We start from the raw sequence: 21,825 nt of genomic DNA on the forward strand, positions 1-21,825 counted from the left end.
ACTCCATGAACACCGATGCCTGGCTCTCCCGGGTCACGGACACATTGACCAGCCTTCCCGGCTTCACCTCGCAGCAGCGGACTTTCCTCGCCGACGCGCTGGCGGAGCCGGGGCGCTACCTGCTCGTCCACCGGGATCCGGCCCGCACGCCCGCCGGCCGCGCCCATGCGCTGCTGGTCTGCGGCAACGGACTTTTCGCGTTGCGCTTCGCCGAGAGCGTGCCGGGGGAGCTCGACGAGCTGCGCCGCGACGTCGAGGCTCGTTTCGGCAGAGTGCAGTTCGGGCGCGAGAAGGTCGTCGCCCACGATACGCAGATCGTCCTGCTCGTGCCCGCCGGGTTCGGCCCGCGCGTGGACGGCCGGTTCGCCGTCGCCGAGCCGGGCGAGCTCGATCGAGTGGTCCGTGCACGGCACCGGCAGTTGAAGCACAAACGGGTGCGGGCCATCGCGAACACCGTCGCCCACCAATCGGCCCGCGACTACGATCTGCTGGAGATCGAGGAGGCGACGCAAGACCCACCGGATCTCGCCCTGCTCGAACGGGCGCAAGTGCTCGCCCCCCAGCGTGACGCGGCACTGGGCATGCCGTTCCAGCATTGGATGACCTTCCTGGATCCCGAACAAGAATCGCTGGTCTCGCGCACGTACACCGGTCCCGCCCGGCTGGCCGGTCCGGCGGGCACCGGCAAGACCGTCGTGGCCCTGCACCGCATGGCCAGGCAGGCGAAACGATCAACCGGGCGTCAGTTGTACACCACGTTCGTCAAGACGCTCGCCCACTGCCAGGAAACCTACTTCCGGCGCCTGGCACCGGGAACCGAGGGAAGCGTCCAGTTCGCCGGATTGCATTCCTGGGCCCTGGATTTCCTGGGGCAGCGGATCGCGGCACCGAAACTCGATCCGCGCGGAGCCGACGAAGTATTCGGCCGGGTCTGGGAGCAAGCGCGATCCGACTTCGAGGACATCGAGCCGCACGAGAGCTATTGGCGGGAGGAGATCGACCGCGTCATCAAGGGGCGCGAGATCAACGATCTCGACGTCTACCAGCGCACGGAGCGGCACGGACGCCACGGCGTTCGCCTCGGCGACGACCGACGTGCCGACGTGTGGCACAAGCTGTACGTCCCGTACGTGAACGAGATGCGTGAGCGGGGCATCTCCGACTACAGCGACGTGATCGCCGTCGCGCTGGCCGAGATCCGTAACGAACCGCTGGCCGAACCCTATGACGCTGTCGTCGTCGACGAGGTGCAGGACATGACGCCGGCCGGGCTGCGGCTGGCCCACGCCATCGCCGGGGGCAACGGGTCCAGTCCGCTGCTGCTGCTCGGCGACGGCCAGCAGCAGGTGTACGCCGGAGGCTGGCGCATGGCCGACGCGGGCATCGACCTGCGCGGCCGCGGCGAGATCCTGCGGGTGAACTACCGCAATCGCCGCCGCGTCTGGGAGAACGCCGCCGGGATCGACGCGGTGAACGCACTCGGCGATTTCGACGAGGCGGCCGGTGTGCTGTTGCGCGACGCCGACGTCACCCTGCCCGACGGTGTGGTGCACATCTGGCGTGGGCCGGATCAGTACCTGGAGTCCGCGCTCGTGAGCGGCATCCTCGGATGCGGGAAACCGCTGTCGGACATCGCCGTACTCACCCGCACGCGCCAGGAGTCCAGCCGGCTCGCCGGGGCACTGGACGCCGTCGGCATCGCCACGCTGCCCCTGGAGGACTACGACGGGACACTGTGCGCTGCGGTCAAAGTCGGGACGATACATCGCGCTAAGGGGCTCGACTTCGCAGCGGTCTTCCATCCGACCTGGTCCAGCGGCGCGCAACCGCGCACCGGCGCGAGCCGCGAACGAGCCGAACTCGCCGAGCGGCAGAAACTCGTCGCGGTCACCAGGGCGCGCGACTACGCGTGGATCGGCATCCGAGACGATCGTTCGGGGGCCGACCGGGCATAGCGGAACCCGCGGTCGTCAGGCCTTCCGACGCCCCGCGTCGTGCACGGAGTCGGCGGCCCGGCGCGTACCGATTCACCCGAGGACAGGGGCGAAGCCGAAGGCGGTGACCAAGCCGGGGTCGCCGAAGGCGGTGATCCGGATGATGGAGTCCTTCGTCGTGGTCAGCACCGCGATGCCGAAAGCTCGGTAGACGCAGTCGGTTTCCCGGCGATAGGCCACTGCGGCGAGTTGCCCGTTGGCCGTCGCCGGGAACATCAACCACTCGCCGGGAGCGCCGAGGACCTGCTCGGCCAGGTAGGCGACACACGTGCGCTTGCCCTCGAACCAGGTGCCCGAAGGCGGCATTTCGAGCACGGCGTCGCGGTGTAGCAGGCGTTCGATGGCCGCGGGGTCGGCGCGACGGAAGGCGATCATGTACTCCTCGAGCAACGCGCGTTGAGCGGGCTCGCTCGGCGGCACCGCCTGCTCCGCGGCCGCCGAGACCTCCGTGAGCCGTGCCCGGGCGCGCTGCAAGGTGCTCTTCACCGCCGCGATGCTGGTGTCCAGCGAGTCGGCGACGTCGGCCGCGGGCAGGCCGAGGACGTCGCGCAGCAGCAGCACCGCGCGCTGCCTGCCGTTCAGATGTTGCAGGCAGGCGATGAGCGCCAAGCGCAGGCTGTCGCGAGCCACCGCGACACCGGCCGGGTCCGCCGACTCCCGCGTCACCAGGGCATCCGGCAGGGGCTGCAACCATCGGACGTCCGCAGGAGCGAGGACCGGCGGCGCGGTCGGGTCCGTGCCGGGGGCCCCGAGGCCGGACGGCAGCACCCGCCGCCCGTGGTGCCGCAGCGCGGTCAGGCATGCGTTCGTGGCGATCCGGTACAGCCAGGTCCGCACCGAGGAGCGGCCCTCGAAGGTGTCGTAGGAGCGCCAGGCGCGCAGATAGGTCTCCTGCACCAGGTCTTCGGCGTCGTGGATCGAGCCGAGCATGCGGTAGCAGTAGGCGAGCAATTCCCGGCGATACGGCTGGGTGCGGCGGCTGAATTCGGCGCCGGGCAGCGCACTGGTCGAGGTCATCCGCAGGTCCTTTCCCGGTCCACGGAACGTGAGCCGTCGCAGATATGACCGAGCGGGACGCCAAAAAGAATCGCTCGCCCCCCGATTCCTTCGCGTCGCTGGGGTGGTCGGCATTACGGGGATCACCGCGATTCCCGCACCGACCGAGGAGACTTCCGATGCAACTCGACGACACCGTGCGCACCCTGATCGACCGCCCACACGCCGCCGTCCTGGCCACCGCGAACGCGGACGGCCGTCCGCAGTCCTCGGTGATCTTCGTCGACTACGACGGCGACACCCTGCTGTTCAGCACGATCGAAGGACGGCTGAAAACCCGCAACATGAGGCGCGATCCGCGGGTGAGCCTGCTGGTGCTCAGCCGCGCCGACGGCCGGTACGCGGAGGTGCGCGGCCGGGTCGAGATCACCGACGACCCGGACAAGACCCTGCTGACCGCGATGTACGCCAAGTACATGGGTGGCGCGACTCCCCCACCGGAACCCGAGGCGCAGCGGCTGATCGTGCGCATCGTGCCCGAGCGTCTCTACCTCTTCCCGCCCGCTTGAATCGCCACTGGGAAGGCTCGATTCGGCCGCTAGACTCTCCGGGATCGACTGGGAAGGGGGCCGCATGGACGCGGTTATCAAGGAGGTCGCCGAGGAGGGCAAGCGGCTGATCGACCGGGCTTGGCTCGGCGAACTCAGCCGCGACCAAGCGGTGCACATGTTCGTCCAGGTCGGTGACGGTATGGTGCGGTACGAGACGGCGCTGACCATCATCGACGACGGCGTACAACGGCTGGCCGCCAACGCCAGGCGGCTGCGGATCCTGCGCTGGTGCGCGCTGCTGGAGCTTCCCGTGTTCGGCGGGTTCGCAGTTCTGGCGGTGCTGCTCGGGGATTACACCACTGCCGGGCTTTCGGTGCTGTTCCTGATGATTCTGCAGATCATCCACCGCACGATGCTTCCGCATCCACTGGCGGTTCCCCGCCAACCCCACACCTAACCGGGCGTCCCGGAGGCCCTGCGGCGGTTGCCGTCCGCGCGTCGCGGCGGTGATTAGTGTGCGTTGCATGGATCGCACGAACAGCGCCTCCGGCGCCCATCCGCACGAACCGCACGGCAACGGCTTCGCCGCCAAGCTCAACTGGCTGCGGGCGGGTGTGCTCGGCGCGAACGACGGCATCGTGTCGACGGCGGGATTGGTCGTTGGCGTCGCCGCGGCGACGACGGAGACGGCGGCGTTGTTCACCGCGGGCATCGCGGGTCTCTCGGCGGGCGCGATCTCGATGGCGGTGGGCGAATACGTGTCGGTCAGCACCCAGCGTGACTCCGAACGGGCACTACTGGCGAAAGAACGCAGGGAGCTCAGCGAAGAGCCGGACTACGAGCTGGCCGAACTCGAGGGGATCTATCAGGCCAAGGGGCTGACGCCCGAAACGGCGCGCAAGGTAGCCGAAGAACTCACCGCGCACGACGCCTTCACCGCACACGCGGAGGCCGAACTCGGCCTGAACCCCGCCGAGCTGACCAACCCGTGGCAGGCGGCGTTCTCCTCGGCGGTGGCCTTCACCCTCGGGGCGCTGCTGCCATTGCTGGCCATCCTGCTGCCGCCGGTCACCGCGCGCATTCCGGTGACCTTCGCGGCCGTGCTCGCGGCGCTCGCGCTCACCGGGTCGGTCAGCGCCCGGCTGGGTGGAAGCCCGCGTGGCCGGGCCGTGGTCCGGGTCGTGCTCGGCGGTGCGCTGGCCATGGCCGTCACTTACGGAATAGGGCAGGCCGCCGACGTCGCCGGAATCTGAGCCGGAAGCCGTGATTCCGGACGCATCCGTCCCCGGAGCACGCCGGTGCCGGGCGGAGGCCATCGGCCTCCGCCCGGCACCGGGTCGATCGGTCGGGCGGTCAGCGCTTGAACGCGTTGCGCAGTTTGTCCGCGGCGCGCTTGACGTTGCCGCGGGTCTGCTCACCCCGCCCCTCGGCCTCCAACCGGGAATTTCCCGTCGCTCTGCCGAGGAATTTCTTCACGTTGCCCCGAGTCGCTTGTACCTGATGCGCGAGGCGATCTTCGAACTTCATGACGAATTCCTCTAGTAGTACCAGCGGCGGCCACCCACCGGACGGCCGACCGAGCCGGCCACCAGCAGGACGAGCCCGATGATCAGGACGATGATGCCCGCCGTGGTCAACAGTGAAATACCGAGCAGCCAGCCCAGGACCAGGAGGATGAGGCCGAGGATAATCATTGTCGTATTCCTTTTCTCTTGACTATTTCGCGGTCACAGGTTTCGAAGTCGACACCGTCGCGCCGCGATCGGTTCGGGCAGCGCCCGAACGCGGTGTGCGCAGCCACTGGCGCCAGGCCGGCTCGTTGGCAGTCCGGTCGGCCGGAGCAGGGGTGCCCGCCGCCAGATCACGCCGCACCGCCGCCATCTCGCGACGTGACTGCTTGAGTTCCCGACGCGCGGCCGCGCTGCGGCGGCTCACCCGCCAGGCGCCGGAGAGGACCAGTGCCAGTCCGAGCATGCCGACCGCGCCTAGCACGACGCCGTAACCGAACAGCGCTCCGGTGGAACCGTGGAAGTGGTAGTCGAATACCGCGAAATCGCTCGTCAGTTGCTGAGCGGGGCCGGTGTTGCCCACCACGGCGGCAACTCCGAGAATCACGGCCGCGATCAAGGCGACGAGCCCGATGATGATGATCATGGCAATCCTTGTTGCGTCGAGTCGTTTGACAACTCCGCTATTCCCGGCGTACGGGCGGTCAAACGCGACGAAAAGGAAAGTTTGAGCGGGCCGAATCGGTCAATGCGAAATGCATGACCTACACAGTTACTCTGCACAACGTTACGCGTGAGTCCGCGTCGGCGATCGAATCCGCGCTGCGCGGCGTCAACGGCATCGATTCCGTCGACATCGACGTCCCGTCGGAGCGCGCGCTCGTGAACTCGACCGACCTCACCTACGGCGAAGTCCTCGACGCGATCCGCCGGACCGGAGCCTCCGCCTCCTGATCGGATCGTTCCGCCGCCCGGCTACCTGACCGATCTGCGCGGGCACCGGCGGGACCGCCTCCGTCCCGTGGCGGGCAGTCCGCCCGGCATCCAGCGACCTCACTCGCCGAAGGGCTGGCAGTGCCGCTACCCGTAGAGGTTCCGGGGAGAAGTGGCTCGGTCTCGGCCTCCGGTCATGGAACGGCTTCCGAGCTGGTCGGATTCGACGCCGACACCGTCGCGGCACGCGCTCGCGGCACCCTGGCCACCAGGTCGGCAGTCATCGCCGACACCAGTGCGCACGCACGGAGCACCGATACGGCGCTCGGCCGCTGAACGGCCGCGCATGTCGGCCCCGGCCCGCCCGCCGATGGTTCTCGGCCGCACGCTGGGATCGGGGTCGAGCAGAATCGCTGCGTGAGCGACCTTCCGGCGCTTCGATTCCCGGTATCGAGAACCACTCGCCCTGTCGTGTACACCGATGAAATGGGGCGAGCGACGATGATCGCCCCACCTGCTGCCGCTCCAAGCGCCAGGCTTTCATGGTCCCCCGAGCCTTCGGGGCGACCGCATCGGCAACCGCGGGCGGAGCACGACGAGTATGATCTACGCCACATAGCCTGTCAACTACAGGAGACATGCTGATCATGGGGGAGGTTCACGCTACGCACCCGTTCACGCGGGCTCTCAACAAGCTCATCAACGGAATGCACCCGCCCGTGGGCAAAGACGGACGCGCGCAGCAGATCACCCACCGAGCGCTGGCCGCGGACATCCACCGCGCCACCGGAGCGCGCCTGTCCGCCAACTACCTCTGGAAGCTGCGTACCGGGCAGGCGGTGAACCCGTCCTACGAGACGCTGGAGGTGTTCCGCGGCTACTTCGGGCTCGACAGCCTGGATCCGTTCACCGATCCGCAGCTGGCGGCGGCGCGGGGCAGCGAGCTGGCATTGATCAACGCGCTCAGGGGAAATGCCGAGCAAGAGGTGCTCGAGCTGGTGCTGCGCGACGGTTTACGACAGGGCACGGTCCGCGCGGATTCGGTACTGGCGATGCTGGATGTCCTGCGGCGCATCGAGAACGAACAGAGCCAGTGAGCGATGGCGATCGCGGCCGGGCGCACACTCTGACACGAGTTCGGCCACCTGCTCGCCGAACCGCAGGCCGCGGCACGGGAGCGAGACGACTGCTAGCCACTGTTTCGTGACGCGTGCCGCGTTCGCGGGGACACAGGTGGTCCCGTGACCTCGCGAGATCAGTACGGACGGCTCGGCATCCGCACCCGCCGGATCGGCACCACCGTCCACCAGGTGACGCAGCGCCACACCCATTCCAGTGGGCCGTACTCGAACAGCCGCAGCCACAGGGCACTCAGCGCCGCCTGCACCACGATGATCGCGACCGCCGACCCCAGAACCGTCGCGTAGTCGTCGGAGCCGGACAACCCCAGACGCGGTGCGGCGAGCAGGATCACAGCGGTTGCGCCGACGTAATTGCTCAAAGCCATGCGCCCCAGCGGCCGCAACACCTCCGCCAGCACCTGACCCGGCTCGATGCGCAGCAACAGCAGCAGCCCGGTGGAATAGGCCAGCGCGCCCAATAGGCCCGCCACCGCGATGGCCGGGGTGGACCACAATTCGAGATACGGCGTGCGGTACTCCCACCTGCCCGCCAGTATCGCGGCGGGCAAGGCGAGGGCGAAGACCACAGCGATCTGCAGCCCCCGCTCGTCCAGAGTGTCCACAATCCCGGCGCGAGCGGTGGCGAGGCCGAGCAGGAACAACCCGGGCGCCAGGGCCAGCCCACCGCCCAGTGCCAGCGCTACGCCGAAGGTGCCGGCCAGGCCCGCCACCAGCACCACCCAGTTCGGCAGCGCCGACGCGGGCAACAGGACCACCAGCCCGGCCAGCGCGTACGGCAGCAGCGCCTCCCCCGGCTGGAAGTACTGATGGACCAGGCCGATGACCCCGAGCGCGAGCAGGCGCCGGATCAGGACCAATCGCGGGCGCTCGCCGCACTCCGCCGCCTTGTCCAAGAGCAAGGCGAAGCCGATCCCGAACAAGAACGCCAACATCGGGAAGAACCGCCCCTCGAACACCACCGACAGCACATGCCGGATCGGATGCATCACCCCCGACCCATCCGTCGCCGCCATCCCGGTGATCCGCCAGATGTTCACCACCAGGATTCCGCACAGGGCGAAACCACGGACCGCGTCCAATTCCTCGATGCGTAGCGGATCCGCGTCGTTGTGCATGAACTTCACGGTATCGAGCAGCCGCCCCGGAACCGGGTTCTCGCGGCCGAGATGTCGCACACATTGATTAACGCACTAACTGTTCATGCGATAACTTGAATGCGGACCAAGGAGGCTCGATGGAGAGCGAGATCGACGATCCCCTGCGTTTGGATCGGCAGGTTTGCTTCGCGCTGGCGGTGGCGAACCGCGCGGTGCTGGCCGTCTACCGGCCGCTGCTGGAGCCGCTCGGCCTCACCCACCCGCAATATCTGGTGATGCTCGCGCTGTGGGGCGAGGCGCCGATGTCGGTCAAAGCGATCGCCGAGGCCGTCCAGCTGGACTCACCCACCCTGTCGCCGCTGCTCAAACGCCTCGAAGCCGCCGGGCTGATCAGCCGCGAACGAGACAACCGCGACGAGCGCAACCTGGTGGTGAATCTGACCCCGGCCGGGGCCGAACTGCGCGCGCGAGCCGAGCGCATCCCGCCCGCCGTCGTGCGCCGCCTCGGCGTCACCCTGGCCGACCTCGAGGAGTTGCGCGAAGCCCTCACCCGGGTGAACGAGGCGGCCCGCCGGTCGGTGCTCACCGAGCCCGACGCCCTGTCCCCTCACCGAGGAGCCCAGGCATGACCCGAGAGCGGCGACGGCCCGGTCCGATCCAGTGGATCGGCTATGCCCTCGGACGACGTCTGCCCGATTCGATGCGCGAATGGGTACGCGACGACTTGACCGGCAGATTCGCCGCCGCCAGGCACGTTCTGCGCGGGATGGTGCCCTTCACACCGCTGTTCGCGGCATTCCTGCTGTTCCCCGGCGAACTGTGGCTGCGCGGCGCCATGGTCCTGCTCGCGCTGCTGCTGGCCCTGTTCTACACCGTCGCTTTCATGCCGATGAACCGCGCGCACCGGCTCGCGAAGCACGGGTTGCCCGCCGATCTGGAGAATGCGCGGCGAGCCCAGCGCCGAGCCCGGGAGCGCGCGAGGTACGCGGCCCAGCACCCGCGCTGACTGTCGCGCTCCGCAGCGGGTCCGGTGATGGTGGTTTCCACCTAGGGGCTGGCGGCGAGACCCACGAACGCCGCGAACACCGCCAGATGGACGCCGCCTTGCAGCAGTGTCGCCCGCCCCGGAACCACCGTCAGCCCGCCCACCACGACGGTGAGGGCCAGCAGAACCATCTGGGTCGAGCCGAGACCCAGTACCAGAGGGCCCTCCAGCCAGATGCTCGCCACGGCGATCGCCGGGATGGTCAGGCCGATGCTGGCCATGGCCGAACCCAGCGCCAGATTGAGACCGATCTGCACCTGATCGCGGCGCGCTGCCCGTACCGCGGCCAGCGTCTCTGGCAGCAGCACCAGCAGCGCGATCACCACCCCGACCGCCGATTGCGGTAGACCCGCCGATTCGACGGCCGTCTCGACGGCGGGCGAGACCACCTTCGCCAGACCCACCACGCAGATCAAGGCGATCAGCAGCAGAGCGAGAGCGGCCACCGCTGCGCGCACGCTGGGGGACTCGGCGTGCTCGTCACTCTCGGTGACCACGCCGTCCGCCTCGACCGGCAGGAAGTCGTCCGGATGACGCACGGTCTGCACCATCACGAACAACCCGTACAGCGCGAGCGAGGCCACCGCGGCGAAGGCCAGCTGCGCGGGCGAGAACTCCGGACCGGGCTTGCTCGTGGTGAAGGTCGGCAGCACCAGGCTGAGCGTGGCCAGCGTCGCCACGGTGGCCAGCGCCGCTCCGGTGCCTTCGGCGTTGAACACGGCCACTCGCCGCCGCAGGGCTCCCACGAGCAGGCAAAGACCGAAGATGCCGTTGCAGGTGATCATCACCGCGGCGAAGACCGTGTCGCGAGCCAGAGTGGCGGTCTTGTCGCCGCCCTGGCTCATCAGTGTGAGGATGAGCGCGACCTCGATCACTGTCACCGCGACCGCGAGTACCAGGGAGCCGAACGGTTCACCGACCCGGAGCGCGACCACCTCCGCGTGGTGCACCGCGGCGAGCACCGCCCCGATCAACGCCAGCACCACGATCGTCACCGTCACACCGGGCAGACTTCGGCCCCACGTCGCCGCGAGGGCGAGGACTGCGAGGAGTGGTACGAGTACGGTCCAGCGGGCAAGCAACACACGGATCATGCCCACCATCGTCCCAGCAAATTATCCGCATCCTGGTCGGGTGATCAATCTCCGCCACCCGGCCGCGGGCTCAATCGTCCAGATCGATGCGCAAGCTGAGCAGATCGGTGCCGACCAACCGGACGGCCGCGCTGTTGGCGCGCGGCAACGCGACCAGGCGGGCACGCGGATCGTCGTCCGGCAACAGGTGCGCGGTGCCCGTGTGCCAGCGGCCGTGCAGCCGCAGCCGGACCCGATTGTCGGCCTTGATGTTCCGGACGTACTGCGACCGCTCGCCGAACTCCGAGACCAGCCAGAATTCCCGCCCGACCTTTCGTCCGCCGATCGGGGTGATCCGCGGCTGCCCGCTGATCCGGCCGGTGGTTTCCAACAGGGTCTGTCCGGGCAGTGTGCGGAGGATCGGGTTGCCGACCCGGCGCTGCAACGCCGTCACCACCCGATGCTGCATATCGCGCAAGTTCGGCATGCCGCGACGGTAACACCGGCGGCACTGGTGGGTGGGCTTCGCGGCCTGGGCGATTCGGGCGTCGAGCAGGGCACCGGCACGCGCATGTACAGGCGCCGAACACCGGACGCGACGCCCGCGGTATCACGCGGTATCGGCCGTCCGAGCGACCGCGCCGGGCTCGGGAGACCTGCTCGAGCAGATAGGCGAGTTGCCATACACACCAACATCTCTGTGATCTTCGACACTGATATGCAGCGCGGCAATATCTCTCGAGGCTCCGCCTGACTATGCGGCGACCAGCACGATTCCGAGAGCCGGGCCCGAGCGGAGACGTCGCATTCGCGCGTCGGCCCGACCGGTGTGAGGGCGCGAAACCACGGGCGGAACTGCGTTTTACGCGCAGCGGCCGCAAAGACTCGATCCTCCGCGCGGCGTAGTCGATCGCCGCGGGCGCCGAGTCGATGTCGTTATAGAAGAACATCCGGCAAGGAATCGACCCCGTGCCCGTCGATAGGTGAGAATTTGGCGGTGCGCACCCAGTTCACTGCCGAGCTCATCGCGTTGACGAATGATCTGACGCTGATGTGCACGCTCGCCCACGACGCCGTCGAGCGTGTCACCGACGCGCTCGTCGACGCCGACCTCACCGCGACCTACGAGGTCTTCGCACTCGACGAGCAGTTGCAGAAGATGTACGGCGCGTGCGAGGCGCGCACCGTGGTGCTGCTGGCGTTACAGGCGCCGGTGGCGCGCGACCTACGGCACGTGGTAACCGCGATCCAGATCGCCGGTGAACTGTCCCGCATCGGCTGGCTCGTCAGCCGGGTCGCCGACAAGGTGTACCAGAGTCATCCCGGACACGTGGCGCGGCAACCCATCCTGGACATCCTGGCCGCGATGGGCAAGCTGGCGGCCGAGCGCACCGCGTTGGCGGGGCAGGCGGTCGCGGGTCACCAAGCGCTGTCCGAGCAGACGCCCCCCGGACGCCCGATGGAAACCCTGCACGAGCGACTCGATTCCGCGCTGCGCGACCAAGCGTCCCAGCCATCCACCGAAGTGGCGATGGATATCGCGTTGCTGGGGCACCACTTGGAGCGCTGTGTCGACCACACGGCACGCATCGATCGGCTCATCCGCTTCCTCGACACCGGAATCCCCCCGACCGCCCAGCCCGCCGACGAGGAATGAGCCGCAGCCGAACGCGGGTCAGGCCCCGTCGAGCAAGGGGAAGCGTCCGGAACCGAGCAGCCCCGCGATCGCGTCCATCTTCGCCTGCGGTGCGGCGTAATCCGGATGGGCACGCAGCACCGAAGCGGCGTCGTGCAACCGGATCATCTGCTGTTCTGCCTCGGCCGCGGTGCGGCCACCCACGCTGACCGGATGGCGCGCGTACACCGGTGTACGCCGGTCGACGCGCCCGAGAGCGAGTGCTCGGTCCACTCGGCGCGAACAGCGGCAGAACGCCGCCGGGTCGACCAGGCCGCAGGTCGCGTTCAGGAAGTTCCCTAGTCGTTTCTTCGCTCGCTGCAATCGCTTTCGATAGGCGGCGGGGGTGATGCCGAGGATCCAGGCGGCTTCGGTCGAGCTCAGTTCGAACACGTCGCCGAGCACGAAGGCGATCCGTTCGTCGCGGGCCAGGCATTGCAGCATGCCCTGACTACAGGTGAGCCGCACCTCGGCGGTCAGAAGCACCGCTTCCGGTCCGCGATAGTCCGCCTCGGACAATCCGTCCGCCAGCCCGTCCCGGTAGGCGTCCAGGCTCAGTTGCGCGGCCTCCTGCGGGGTCTGCCGCCGCAGATTCAGCAGATAGTTGACGCCGATGCGGTAGGCCCAGGTGAGCAGCCGAGCCTCGGCGCGCCAGGTGTGCAGATGGTCGAGGACGCGCACCATGATGTCCTGCGTCGCGTCCTCGGCCTCCGCGGGCCGCCAGACCATGCGCAGGGCCAGCCGGTAGAGCGGGTCCTGTAGCAGGCGCACCACCTGGGTGACGGCGTCCCGGTCGCCCGCGACCGCGCGGGCGACCATGGCCTTCTCCTCCGCCGCGACCCGGTCGTGCTCAGTGCTCATCCGGCCATCATTCGGCCCGCGTCACGGTCGGCGCAAGCGCCGCCGGGTCACACCGCGGGCGCGGTCACGACCGGGCAGCCGCTGCGATCAGGGCGTGCCGGTCGAGCCACCGCGCGACCGCCCGGCCGATCTCCTCCGGCCGGTCCTCCGGCGCGTGGTGGCCCGCCGGGCCGATCGGCGCGACCTCGGCGCTCGCGAAGGCGTTCGCGGCCCAGTCGATCACTTCCGCCGATCCCAGCCCTACGCCGTTCTCCAGCGCCATCAACAGTTTGGGCACGTCCGGTGTCGCGGCGGCCCACACGCCGTAGTTCCGGACCAGTGCCACCACGTCGGCGGGTTCTCCGTCCAGGGGGAACTCCCGCGGCCATACCAGCAGCGGCTTGCGCGATGCCGGAGTCGGATACGGCGCCCGGTACACGTCGTGGTCCTCGGCCGCCAGGTCGGCGACGCCCTTCGGCAGGTTGAACTCGATGAAAGTGTTCTCCTCCAATATCATTCGCTCTCCTTCGGCGGAGCGGAACTTCCGGAACAGTTCGGCGCCGAGCGAAGGCAACTCCTCCCAGCGCATCGGCCGCAGGAACGTCTCGATCAGCGCGATGCCGCGCACGCGATCCGGATGCCGAGCGGCCCAGTCCATGCCGAGCGCGCCGCCCCAGTCGTGCCCGACCAGCACCACCTGGTCCAAGCCGAGCGCGTCGAACCAGCCGTCCAGATAGGCGGCGTGATCGGTGAATCGGTAGCCGCTGTCCGGCTTACCCGACTCCCCCATCCCGATCAGGTCCGGCGCCAGTGCTCTGGTCCGGTCCGCGACATGCGGAATCACATTGCGCCATAGATAGGACGAGGTCGGATTGCCGTGCAGGAACACCACGGGGGTCTCCCCCACGCCGGTGTCGCGGTAGCTGAGGAACGAGTCGAGTACGTCGACGGTGGGCATGATGCGGTCCTTTCGGGTGGCGGAATTGCTCGCCTGCATCCGTTTCGACACGCGATCTCCGCTGCCTGTGACCGGTCCCCCCGTGAGCATGGTCACATCTTTCGGTCCCGACCGCGCCGTCATCCCACGGAAACATCCGTACTCATGCAGTAGTTGCATGGCCGAAACTGAAGATCGGCTGAGAAATTTTCCGGACCTTGGGAACGAACTTGCCAATCTACACCGCACATATCTACTGTTCTGATACGTAGAACCAAGCGTGATCGAGACTCGTGCCGACGTCCACGGAGAGGTATCTCCCCTGGTCACCGGGACCGGATCCCGATCACCCCTGATCATCACGAGTGAGTCCGGAGCAGGCGCGGCTCGACACCTCGGGACCTCCCCCTCATCAGCCCCGTGGTGTCGTCCCAGTGCGGTTTTCGGAGTGGACAACCATCCGCACAACCGCGCGGCTCCCCAGGCCTCCTCGTGATAAACCGCCCCCGAATCGGCGCCGGCACGGCGATTCGGGGGCGGCCCCACTCTTCTGCCCACCAGCCCTGGCCTGCCGCCGCTATCCCACAGCTGTGCCGAATCTCATACGCGCCGTTCGGTTGTGCGAACCCCGGCACTGGATACGTTGACGCCGGTTACAGTTTCACTGGGGTTCGGCGTTAGGGAGTGCGATGAAGTCCACAGCGCAGCGGTTGGCTCTGATCGGCGTAACGGTCGCGGCTTCCGCCGGACTGCTCTCCTGCTCTTCCATTCGGCCCAGCGAATCGACGGCGGTGGAATGTGGTCCCGGCGGCCGGGCCTGCGCCGACGCGCCCGCCCCGATCCCCGGTCGCGACGCCCTCGCCCTCTTGAACTCCCTGCGCGTCGCCGAGCGCGCGCCCAGAACCGGCTACAGCCGCGACGAATTCGGGCCGCCCTGGTCGGACAATGTGTCGGTGCCCGGGGGCAACAACGGCTGCGACACCCGCAACGACATTCTCCAGCGCGACCTCACCGACGAGACCTTCAAATCGGGCAAGTGCATCGTCTCCACCGGTACGCTCGCCGACCCCTATACCGGTAAGACCATCAACTTCAAGCGCGGCACAAGGTCTTCCGACGACGTGCAGATCGATCACGTCGTCGCGCTCTCGGACGCCTGGCAGAAAGGCGCACAACAACTTTCCGCCGAGCGCCGCCGTGACCTGGCCAACGATCCGCTGAACCTGCAAGCCGTCGACGGGCCCACCAACCAGTCCAAGAGCGACTCCGACGCGGCCGAGTGGCTGCCACCGGTCAAGGGTTACCACTGCGCGTATCTGACGAGGCAAATCCAGGTGAAGGCGGCCTACCAGCTCTGGGTCACCCCGGCGGAGAAAGACGCCATGGTGCGAGTTCTGACCGCCTGCCCCTGAGCCGCACGGAACTCGAACGCCACCTTCCGAACGGATCATGCCGTACGCGCCCGACCGCACGGATTTGCGACGTCACGGCTCCGAACGGTAAGTGACGGCGTTCGTCACGCGACGCCGATGTACTGGTGGTCCCATCGGATCCGGCCGTCGTCGTCGAGCGCGATGACGTCGTAACCACCGCCGACGACGGCGCCGTCGGCATGGGTCACCATGTGCCAGGTGAGCCCGATCAGGTTCACCGACAGCAGCACCGCGGGCTCCTTCGACGCGAACAGGTGCTCGCCGGAGGCGACGAACTCGTCGTACGCGCGGTCGACGCGCTTGGCGAGCGCCTCGTGACCCCGGATCTCCACGGTCGGGATCGGGAAGGACAGCGCGGCCAGCGCCTCACGCATCGCCTCCGGTGGGTCCACCAGTACTTGCGCCCCGTCTTCGGACCACAGCCGCCGGATCCGCTCGCGCCTGGCCGCGGCGTCGGGCTCGTTCCACAACGCGACGTACTGTTCGGCGAAACGCGCGAGTTCCTGCTCATCGAGTTCATTGCTCATGCGGCAGAGTTTCGTCCTCGTCCGAAGCGTGTGCGATTCCCCGCAGGGTATGGCGAGCGACAGCGCAGCGCCCGATACTGCTGCTATGACGACGGCGACCGAGTCCACCGGGTTCGCCCGGCAGCTCGAGCATTGGCGGACGCTGCGCCGGGTCAGCCAGCTCGACCTCGCGATCCGCGCCGACACCACGCAGCGGCATCTGAGCTTCCTGGAGCAGGGCCGCTCACGTCCGGGACGCACCATGGTGGTGCGACTGGCCGAATCACTGGAGTTGTCGCTGCGTGAGCGCAACGGACTACTGCTGGCCGCGGGATTCGCGCCGATCTTTCCCGAAACGGAACTCGACACCCGGGAATTGGCGCCGGTGCTGGAGGCGTTGCGCGCCATCCTGGACGGCCATCAGCCCTACCCGGCGCTGGTCGTACAGCCCTACGGCATCCTGGTCGCCGCCAACGCCGCCTTCGACGTGCTCACCGAGGGGGCCGCCCCCTGGTTGCTGGAGCCGCCGGTCAACGTGCTCCGGCTCGCGCTGCACCCGGACGGCTTGGCCGCCCGCGTGCTCAACCTGCCGGAATGGGGGAAACATATCACCGAGGCGCTGCGCAACCGGATGGCACGCAGCCCCGATCCAGCCTTGGACGAACTCGTCGAAGAGCTGGAAACCTATCTACCGCAGGCCGATCCCGGTCCGGACCACCTCGGTTTCGCGGTGCCGTTGCGCCTGCGCTGCGCTGAAGGCGAATTGCGTTTGATCACCACACTCACTTCGTTCGCGACCGCCGTCGACGTCACGCTCGCGGAGTTGCAGCTCGAGGCGTTCCTGCCCGGTGACGAGCAGACCGCGCGCATCCTGCGCGACCGCGCGGCACGGCGCTGAGCCGGATGGCGCTCACCAGCCCCGCGCCGCCGCGAGCAGCCGGCGATAGACCAGCTCGACGTGCGAGCGGGCGGCGGGACCGGGACGACGCACCAGGAACGCCGTGTTGATCGGCGGGTCGTCCGGTTCCAGCAGCGTGACAAGCGCTCCGGAATCCAGTTCGGCGGCACAGAGATAGCGCGGCAGCACGCTGATCCCCGCGCCCGCCGCGACCGCCGAAGCCACCGCGCGTAGGTCGGAGACGACGACCGCGGCCTCGGCGGCGAGCCGGACACCGAAGACGTGCCGCCAGTACCGCCGCAGGATCGGCAGGTCTGGGGCGTAGCTGACCAGTGGGATACCGGACAGTGCGGCCGGGCCCTTGGCCCGCGACAGCTCGCCGTCGACTCGCGCGGCGATCGGCGGCGCGGCGACGAGCACGAATTCCTCGTCGCACAGTGGTTCGGCGACCACTGTCCGGCCTCGAGGGCGGACGGTCGACACCACCAGGTCGAAGTGTCCCGCGCGCAGGCCGCCGAGCAGATCGTCGGACAGCCCGGCGGCGACCGCCAGCCGCACGCCCCGATCGACCAGCGGCGCGAGCGCCGGGAGCGCGTGGACCGCGAGGAACTCGGCGGGCCCGGCCAGCCGCACGGCGGGCTGGGGCGTGGGCTCGGCACGGTGGTCCGGGCCCGCTACGGTGTCCAGCGCGTCCAGGGGCGCGGCGACGCGCGCCGCCAACTCGGTCGCCGCCGCGGTCGGCGACACGCCGCGCGGCAGTCGCTCGAACAGTCGCGCGCCGAGCCGCTTCTCCAACGCCTGCAATTGCCCGGTTACCGTCGGCTGGGACAGCCCGACCAGCCGCGCTCCCGCGGTGATCGATCCGGCCCGGTGTACGGCCAAGAACGTGCGCAGTTGGTTCAGATCGACATTCCCATCGGAATCCCTATCGCTCACAGCGAAATTCTATTCTTCCGCTGACGCGAGTCGCGCAGGAACGGGCCGTCCAGCCGATCGGCCGGACCGGCGGGCGTTCTCGGTGCTCCTAGGCCGCCGCGAGCTCGCTGTCGGCCGGCGCGTCCCAATCGATGCGGTAGCGCTGCTCGGGTCCCATGGTCTTCTCCGGTTTCATCACGGTCTTGGCCATGAGCGGCATGAGCAGCCGCATTACTCTGCGCGCCACCGGCCCCGGCGTCTTGCTGTGATTGATCTTCGCGGCGCGAGCGGCGATACCCTCCACACGGTCGCGCCGCAAGCGCTCGTAGACGGCGAACGCCTCCGGGGCGGGCAGATCACGCAGGCAGCGGGCCAGCTGCACGGCGCTCTCGATCGCCAGCGACGCGCCTTGGCCGGAACTGTTGGACGGGGCGTGCACCGCGTCGCCCACCAGTACCATCCGTCCGCGATACCAGTGCGGCACCGGCGGCATGATGTGCAGCGCGCCGGTCACTTCCAGCTCTTCCTCGGTGGTACGGCGGGCCAACTCGCCGCCAGGGGTGTCATCGCGGTAGGTCTCGCGCAGGATCTCCAACCAGTGTGCGTTCGGGATCGCCCGCGCCGCGGTGAGCGACAGATACTCCTTGTGCGGCAGGTTCGCTCCCCACGCGACACGGCCGTCGCCGACCGGCCAGTACAGGTAGTACGCCCGCTTGCCGAACGCGAAAGTCATCGTGTCGGGCGCGAGGTCGGCGGCGCACTCGGTGATCGCACCGAAACCCAGCATGCCGGTGTAGGCGGGGCCCGGCGCGTCCGGGTCGATCAACGTGCGCACCGTCGAGCGGATGCCGTCCGCGCCGATCAGCACGTCGGCGGTGGCCGTGCTGCCGTCGGCGAACCGGGCGACGATGCCCGTCTCCCGCTCACCTACATCGACCAGGCGCTTGTCGTACTCGAACGGCACCCCCGCGGCGACCGCGTGCCGGTGCAGCGTTTGGTGCAATTCGCTGCGATCGACCAGTTGGAGGGGAGGCACATCGGCGAGGCCGGGCAATGCGAGCACCTTGTCTCCAACCGCCATGTTCATCTTCGACACCGGTTGCGCGATCGCACGGACGGGGTCGCCCGCTCCGATGATGTCGAGGGCGGCGATGCCGTTGGGCGCGAGGGCGAGCCCGCTGCCTATGCCATAGGAAGGGCCGGGATAAGCCTCGTAGACGCGAGCTTCGATGCCCGCTTTGCGCAGGGCGGTCGCGACCACGGGGCCGGCGATTCCGCCACCGATCACCAGGGCGGTACGTGTTTCGGACATGGGTGTCTCCAGGATTCGTGCGATACGGGGTTTCGGTTCCCGAACCGACGCGCGTCACCCACCCGGTTATCCTGTGGTTGCCAGCCTTGTAGCCGGGTGCGCGTTCGCGGGCGCGGTTCGAGACTGTTTCGATCGGGCCCGGCGGCGGTGTTGCCGCACCTCGCCGGGCCCGATTTCCGGCATTAGTTCTCGGCCATCCCCCTCTCCACCAGTTCGGTGACCTCGGATGGCGGCATGCCGCGGTCGTGCCACGCGCGCCACTGCTCCAGCCCCGGGAAGGTGCCCCCGGTCAGCTCGTCGCGCAGCGAACGCGTCCATGCCGCCTCGGCTTCCAGCATCGTGAGCGCGAACTCGGACTCGACGATGAACAGGCGAGGCAGCGTGCCCGCCAAGCCGTCGAGTTCACCGCGCAGGCGCTCGATCGTCCGTTTCAGCGCTTCGAGGCGCGTGCCGAGCAGGTCGACCACTTCGGCGGGCGGGAGCACCGCGAGAATGGACAGGCCCGCGACGAACCGATGATGTTCCTGCTCGGGAGTCGACAGCAGTTCCCTGGTCCAATCGGCCATCTCGGCGCGGCCCGCGTCGGTGATCCGGTAGATCACCCGCTCCGGCCGCGCACCGGCCCGTTCGCTGCCGACCACTTCGAGGAAACCGACCTTGGCCATGTTCTGCACGACCGTGTAGAGCGAGCCCCACTTGATCGCCATGTCCTGGTCCTTGCCCCGCTCGCGCAAGGTCTGCGCGATCTCGTAGCGGTGCATCGGACGCTCGATGATCACCGACAGCACCGCGAGCGCCAGCAGGTTGTCCACCTTGCGTTTCTTCATAGCGGCGCCTCCCTACTCGTTCACGAATATACGTGTGCGAGTATTCGGGCGCAAGCGCTCAGGCGGGCACCGTTTCCTGCTCGCGCGTGTGGTCTTCCAGCAATTTCGTGGCGATGTTCGTCAGCGCCTGGTCCAGCAGGGCGCGGTCGGCGGGATCGGCTTCGTTCCAATCGTCGAGCCTGCTGTCGAGCCAGCGCCGCCAAGCGGCCTTGATCCGATCGATCTCGGCCGCGCCGGAGTCGGTGAGCCGCAACCGTTCGCCCTCGCGCGTCAGATACCCCTCCGCGCCGACCTGGTCGTAGATCGGTTCGATCACCTCGTCGGGCAACCGGTGCGCCCGCGCTATCTCGGCCAGCGTCGCCGCACCGATCACCCGGTCGCGCAGATACACCTGTCCCAGCGCCCATGCCTCCCCACGCGTCAGGTCGCTGTCGGCCTCGGCGAGGATGCGCGGGCCGATCGGGTGCTCGGCTCCCGCCCCGCGCATGGTGCCCGCGATAGCCCGTTCCAGTTGCACCAACCGATCCGGTGAGTCGGGCACCGAGAACCCTTCGCCCACATCGCCCGCGCCCGCTCGCGCGCTGTCGCGCAGCGGCACTTCGGGCAGCAGCCACGCGATCACGAATCCGGCCAGCGCGACCGGTACGACCCAGAAGAACACGTGAGCGATGGAGTCCGCGTACGCGTCGATGAGGGGAGCCGACTGCTCGGCGGGCAGTGCGCGCAACGCCTGCGGGTCCGCCGCGACCTCCGGCGGCACCACACGCGAGCGAGTCAGGGCATCGGCGAGCGCGGGACCGATCTCGTTGCTGTACAGGGTGCCGAAAACGGCTGTGCCGAAGGCGCTCCCGAGCGTGCGGAAGAAGGTGACCCCGGAGGTGGCGGTGCCCAGCTGGGCGTAGGGCACGGTGTTCTGCACGACGATGGTGAGCACCTGCATGGCCAGGCCGATGCCGAGACCCAGGATCAGCATGTACAGCGACTCCAGCCAAGTGCTGGTGGTCCGGCCCATGGTCGACATCAGGTACAGCCCGAGTGCCATGACCAGCGTGCCCGCGATCGGGAAGTACCGGTAGCGTCCGGTCTTGCCGACCACCTGTCCGGACAGGATCGACGTGGCGAACAGGCCTGCCACCAGCGGCAGGGTGCGCACGCCGGACATGGTGGCCGAAACCCCGTCCACGTATTGCAGATAGGCGGGTAGGTAGGTCAGCGAGCCGAGCATCGCGAAGCCGACGATGAAGCTGAGGATCGAGCACACCGTGAATACCCGGCTGCGGAACAACCCCATCGGCAGCATCGGTTCGGCGGCTCGCGACTCCACCGCCACGAACCCGGCCAGCAGGATCACCGCCCCGGCGAACAGGCCGATGATTGTCGGCGAACCCCACGCGTATTGCTCCCCACCCCATTCCAATCCGAGGATCAAGCAGGAGACGCCCAGCGCCACCAGACCGATGCCCGCGTAGTCGATGATCGGCCTGGCCGCGGCCCGCACCCGGGGGATGGTGCGCGCCGCCAACGCGATCATGACAACGGCGACCGGCACGTTGATGTAGAAGCACCAGCGCCAACTGGCGTGGTCGGTGAACAGGCCGCCCAGCGTCGGACCGATCACCGTGGTCACGCCGAACACCGCCCCGAGTGCGCCCTGGTACTTGCCACGCTGCCGCAGCGGAATGATGTCGGCGATCAGCGCCATCGAGGTGACCATCAGTCCACCGGCGCCGAAGCCCTGGATGCCGCGGGCGGCGACCAGCAACAGCATGCCGTTCGCCAAGCCCGCGATCATCGACCCGACGATGAAGATCACCGCGCTGACCTGGAATACCAGCTTGCGGCCGAACAGATCGCCGAGCTTGCCCGCCAGCGCCGTCGCCACCGCCTCGGCGAGCAGATACGACGTGACCACCCAGGCCATGTGCCCCGCACCGCCGAGATCGGCCACGATGGTGGGCAGCGCGGTGGACACGATGGTCTGGTCCAGCGCCGCCATCAGCATGCCGAGCACGATCGTGCCGAAGACGATGTTGGTCTTGGCCCTGCCCATCGGGGCAACCGGGTCCGCGGCCACAGCTACCGAACCAGCCATCAGCCCAGTATGGGACTCTGCCGCTTGGATGGATATCCAGCGACACAACAG

At 68.5% G+C, this 21,825-nt stretch carries 25 protein-coding genes; 11 read left to right on the top strand and 14 right to left on the bottom strand.

Features of this window, described 5'->3' with window-relative positions; translation table 11 throughout:
• Nucleotides 1-5 precede the first annotated feature (5 nt).
• Nucleotides 6-1,955 (top strand): UvrD-helicase domain-containing protein, encoded by a 1,950-nt coding sequence (locus tag K8O92_02170; protein ID UAK32848.1) that lies wholly within the window; start codon nucleotides 6-8, stop codon nucleotides 1,953-1,955.
• Between the two features lie 72 nt (nucleotides 1,956-2,027).
• Here the strand turns inward: K8O92_02170 and K8O92_02175 are convergent, their stop codons facing one another.
• The gene (locus K8O92_02175; protein UAK32849.1) at nucleotides 2,028-3,011 is read right to left on the bottom strand and encodes a sigma-70 family RNA polymerase sigma factor; all 984 of its coding nucleotides are present in this window, start codon (nucleotides 3,009-3,011) and stop codon (nucleotides 2,028-2,030) included.
• 158 nt (nucleotides 3,012-3,169) lie between these two features.
• Between K8O92_02175 and K8O92_02180 the strand changes: the two genes are divergently transcribed.
• The 3 genes from K8O92_02180 (at nucleotide 3,170) to K8O92_02190 (ending at nucleotide 4,794) form a co-directional block, all read left to right on the top strand.
• On the top strand, nucleotides 3,170-3,559 hold the full coding sequence (locus K8O92_02180; GenBank protein UAK32850.1) for a PPOX class F420-dependent oxidoreductase: 390 nt from the start codon (nucleotides 3,170-3,172) through the stop codon (nucleotides 3,557-3,559).
• Nucleotides 3,560-3,623: 64 nt separating this feature from the next.
• Complete coding sequence (locus K8O92_02185) at nucleotides 3,624-3,998, top strand: hypothetical protein (protein ID UAK32851.1); 375 nt, start codon at nucleotides 3,624-3,626, stop codon at nucleotides 3,996-3,998.
• A gap of 67 nt (nucleotides 3,999-4,065) precedes the next feature.
• A complete protein-coding gene (locus K8O92_02190) occupies nucleotides 4,066-4,794 on the top strand; it encodes a VIT family protein (GenBank protein ID UAK32852.1) in 729 nt (242 codons plus the stop codon).
• A 100-nt stretch (nucleotides 4,795-4,894) separates the two neighbouring features.
• On the opposite strand, the gene K8O92_02195 is transcribed toward K8O92_02190, so the two are convergent.
• The 3 genes from K8O92_02195 to K8O92_02205 are packed head-to-tail and all read right to left on the bottom strand — an operon-like array spanning nucleotide 4,895 to nucleotide 5,695.
• Nucleotides 4,895-5,068: a CsbD family protein gene (locus K8O92_02195; protein UAK32853.1), complete on the bottom strand. Its 174-nt coding sequence runs from the start codon at nucleotides 5,066-5,068 to the stop codon at nucleotides 4,895-4,897.
• An 11-nt stretch (nucleotides 5,069-5,079) separates the two neighbouring features.
• A complete protein-coding gene (locus K8O92_02200) occupies nucleotides 5,080-5,235 on the bottom strand; it encodes a DUF6131 family protein (protein UAK32854.1) in 156 nt (51 codons plus the stop codon).
• Between the two features lie 22 nt (nucleotides 5,236-5,257).
• Nucleotides 5,258-5,695 carry a hypothetical protein gene (locus K8O92_02205; GenBank protein UAK32855.1) on the bottom strand — a complete coding sequence of 146 codons (438 nt, stop codon included), beginning with the start codon at nucleotides 5,693-5,695 and terminating at the stop codon, nucleotides 5,258-5,260.
• A 113-nt stretch (nucleotides 5,696-5,808) separates the two neighbouring features.
• On the opposite strand from K8O92_02205, the gene K8O92_02210 reads away from it, so the two are divergent.
• Both K8O92_02210 and K8O92_02215 read left to right on the top strand, forming a co-directional pair.
• A complete protein-coding gene (locus tag K8O92_02210; GenBank protein UAK32856.1) occupies nucleotides 5,809-6,003 on the top strand; it encodes a hypothetical protein in 195 nt (64 codons plus the stop codon).
• 617 nt (nucleotides 6,004-6,620) lie between these two features.
• Nucleotides 6,621-7,079, top strand: a complete 459-nt coding sequence (locus tag K8O92_02215; GenBank protein UAK32857.1) for a hypothetical protein — start codon at nucleotides 6,621-6,623, stop codon at nucleotides 7,077-7,079.
• Nucleotides 7,080-7,237: 158 nt separating this feature from the next.
• Here the strand turns inward: K8O92_02215 and K8O92_02220 are convergent, their stop codons facing one another.
• A complete protein-coding gene (locus K8O92_02220; GenBank protein ID UAK32858.1) occupies nucleotides 7,238-8,239 on the bottom strand; it encodes a DUF418 domain-containing protein in 1,002 nt (333 codons plus the stop codon).
• A gap of 119 nt (nucleotides 8,240-8,358) precedes the next feature.
• On the opposite strand from K8O92_02220, the gene K8O92_02225 reads away from it, so the two are divergent.
• Nucleotides 8,359-8,850 (top strand): MarR family transcriptional regulator, encoded by a 492-nt coding sequence (locus K8O92_02225; protein UAK32859.1) that lies wholly within the window; start codon nucleotides 8,359-8,361, stop codon nucleotides 8,848-8,850.
• Nucleotides 8,847-9,227 (top strand): DUF5313 domain-containing protein, encoded by a 381-nt coding sequence (locus K8O92_02230; protein UAK32860.1) that lies wholly within the window; start codon nucleotides 8,847-8,849, stop codon nucleotides 9,225-9,227. The genes K8O92_02225 and K8O92_02230 overlap by 4 nt, the downstream gene beginning before the upstream one ends.
• A gap of 41 nt (nucleotides 9,228-9,268) precedes the next feature.
• Here K8O92_02230 and K8O92_02235 read toward each other — a convergent pair whose 3' ends face one another.
• Nucleotides 9,269-10,360 (bottom strand): ionic transporter y4hA, encoded by a 1,092-nt coding sequence (locus K8O92_02235; GenBank protein ID UAK32861.1) that lies wholly within the window; start codon nucleotides 10,358-10,360, stop codon nucleotides 9,269-9,271.
• A gap of 70 nt (nucleotides 10,361-10,430) precedes the next feature.
• A complete protein-coding gene (locus K8O92_02240; GenBank protein UAK32862.1) occupies nucleotides 10,431-10,826 on the bottom strand; it encodes a nitroreductase family deazaflavin-dependent oxidoreductase in 396 nt (131 codons plus the stop codon).
• 492 nt (nucleotides 10,827-11,318) lie between these two features.
• Between K8O92_02240 and K8O92_02245 the strand changes: the two genes are divergently transcribed.
• On the top strand, nucleotides 11,319-11,996 hold the full coding sequence (locus K8O92_02245) for a phosphate uptake regulator, PhoU (protein ID UAK35385.1): 678 nt from the start codon (nucleotides 11,319-11,321) through the stop codon (nucleotides 11,994-11,996).
• Nucleotides 11,997-12,014: 18 nt separating this feature from the next.
• Here the strand turns inward: K8O92_02245 and K8O92_02250 are convergent, their stop codons facing one another.
• Nucleotides 12,015-12,875, bottom strand: a complete 861-nt coding sequence (locus tag K8O92_02250) for an RNA polymerase sigma factor (GenBank protein ID UAK32863.1) — start codon at nucleotides 12,873-12,875, stop codon at nucleotides 12,015-12,017.
• Nucleotides 12,876-12,939: 64 nt separating this feature from the next.
• The gene (locus K8O92_02255; GenBank protein ID UAK32864.1) at nucleotides 12,940-13,812 is read right to left on the bottom strand and encodes a haloalkane dehalogenase; all 873 of its coding nucleotides are present in this window, start codon (nucleotides 13,810-13,812) and stop codon (nucleotides 12,940-12,942) included.
• 668 nt (nucleotides 13,813-14,480) lie between these two features.
• Between K8O92_02255 and K8O92_02260 the strand changes: the two genes are divergently transcribed.
• A complete protein-coding gene (locus K8O92_02260) occupies nucleotides 14,481-15,203 on the top strand; it encodes an HNH endonuclease family protein (protein UAK32865.1) in 723 nt (240 codons plus the stop codon).
• A 104-nt stretch (nucleotides 15,204-15,307) separates the two neighbouring features.
• On the opposite strand, the gene K8O92_02265 is transcribed toward K8O92_02260, so the two are convergent.
• Complete coding sequence (locus tag K8O92_02265) at nucleotides 15,308-15,751, bottom strand: hypothetical protein (GenBank protein UAK32866.1); 444 nt, start codon at nucleotides 15,749-15,751, stop codon at nucleotides 15,308-15,310.
• 85 nt (nucleotides 15,752-15,836) lie between these two features.
• Here K8O92_02265 and K8O92_02270 point away from each other — a divergent pair, with 85 nt between their 5' ends.
• Nucleotides 15,837-16,628, top strand: coding sequence for a helix-turn-helix transcriptional regulator (locus tag K8O92_02270; protein UAK32867.1), 792 nt, complete (start codon nucleotides 15,837-15,839; stop codon nucleotides 16,626-16,628).
• Between the two features lie 12 nt (nucleotides 16,629-16,640).
• Here the strand turns inward: K8O92_02270 and K8O92_02275 are convergent, their stop codons facing one another.
• From K8O92_02275 to K8O92_02290, 4 genes are all read right to left on the bottom strand, one after another.
• Nucleotides 16,641-17,564, bottom strand: coding sequence for a LysR family transcriptional regulator (locus tag K8O92_02275; protein UAK32868.1), 924 nt, complete (start codon nucleotides 17,562-17,564; stop codon nucleotides 16,641-16,643).
• 88 nt (nucleotides 17,565-17,652) lie between these two features.
• On the bottom strand, nucleotides 17,653-18,855 hold the full coding sequence (locus K8O92_02280) for an FAD-dependent monooxygenase (protein UAK32869.1): 1,203 nt from the start codon (nucleotides 18,853-18,855) through the stop codon (nucleotides 17,653-17,655).
• A 182-nt stretch (nucleotides 18,856-19,037) separates the two neighbouring features.
• A complete protein-coding gene (locus tag K8O92_02285; protein UAK32870.1) occupies nucleotides 19,038-19,682 on the bottom strand; it encodes a PadR family transcriptional regulator in 645 nt (214 codons plus the stop codon).
• 58 nt (nucleotides 19,683-19,740) lie between these two features.
• Nucleotides 19,741-21,732: an MFS transporter gene (locus K8O92_02290; protein UAK35386.1), complete on the bottom strand. Its 1,992-nt coding sequence runs from the start codon at nucleotides 21,730-21,732 to the stop codon at nucleotides 19,741-19,743.
• Between the last annotated feature and the right edge of the window lie 93 nt (nucleotides 21,733-21,825).

Source organism: Nocardia asteroides, assembly GCA_019930625.1.
Lineage (GTDB): Bacteria > Actinomycetota > Actinomycetes > Mycobacteriales > Mycobacteriaceae > Nocardia > Nocardia sputi.